Raw genomic sequence first — 1,012 nt, 5'->3', positions numbered from 1 at the left:
TCTCCATCTTTTCCTTCGGCGGCATTGCTGCAGCGCTGTGCATGGGCCTTTTGATCGACCGCTACGGCGCGTTTCGCGTTCTCGTCTCGTCCCTGCTCATCGCAGCAGCGTTCTTCTTCGTGGCCGGCCAGATTGGGGGCGCGTCCTCGGCCTTGATCCTTCAACTCGTTCTGGCAGCCTGCGGCTTCTTCGCTTTGGGCGCTTATGGCGGCGTGAATGTCATCCTCGCCAGCTTCTACCCGCCGCGCCTGCGATCGACCGGTATCGGATGGGCCAAGAGTGTCGGCCGCATCGGAACGGTCGCGGCGCCGGTCCTGATTGGCGCGCAGCTCGAGGCGGGCATTGCGGAGACCACCATTCTGGCCTCCTTTGCGGTGCCGGCCATCGCGGCAGCGATTGCGTTGATCGCCATGAAGGTGTTCAAGAGGCGTGGAGTCGCGACTGAGGGGGTATAATCCGAGAGGCGGCAGGAGAGCTGAATGTCCTACATCCGCAAGATCGAGGAATGGCGCGCCCCCGTCTCCATGGGTGCCATCTATGAACGCTTGCTGGAAACCGCCGGGACCGACCAGTTCGGCACCGCCGTCCATGATTCGGTGATGACGGTCACCGGTGGCGCGCGCAGAATTTACCTGTTCGAGGCGACGGGCAGAGAAACCAGCGACCTGCAATATTTCTTCGGCGAACCACGTGTGGAAGCAATGCTGCCGGCCTATAGCCAGCATTATCACAATATCGACCCGGTTTGCGACGCCTATAGCGCAGCGCCGTGCGTGAGCGACCTTGCCATCCAGCGCATCCGCCCGCCGGACATCAGCTCCAATGAGTTCCGCAGGCGCTTCTTCGATCAGGCCGGTATCGTTGAGCGCGTCTCGATCATCCAGCGCGGACCACAGGCCTGGCGCGTCATCAATGTCGCGCGCCATCGCTCCACCGGCCTCTTTACGGACGGCGAGTTGGATGCATTGGTCGGCCTGGCTCGCCTCGCGCTGCCGATGTTGCCCCTCAACCG

At 62.7% G+C, this 1,012-nt stretch carries 2 protein-coding genes; both read left to right on the top strand.

The annotated features are described in order from the left end of the window. Positions 1-455, top strand: a 455-nt coding sequence (locus J0I64_RS22425) for an MFS transporter (RefSeq protein ID WP_291412494.1), incomplete at its 5' end; no start/stop codon positions are given. A gap of 24 nt (positions 456-479) precedes the next feature. Next, positions 480-1,012, top strand: a 533-nt coding sequence (locus J0I64_RS22420) for a hypothetical protein (protein WP_291412491.1), incomplete at its 3' end; no start/stop codon positions are given.

This window comes from Devosia sp. (assembly GCF_017307565.1).
Lineage (GTDB): Bacteria > Pseudomonadota > Alphaproteobacteria > Rhizobiales > Devosiaceae > Devosia.
Note: the sequence above shows the minus strand (reverse complement) of the source record. Positions and strands in the feature narration are given on the sequence as shown.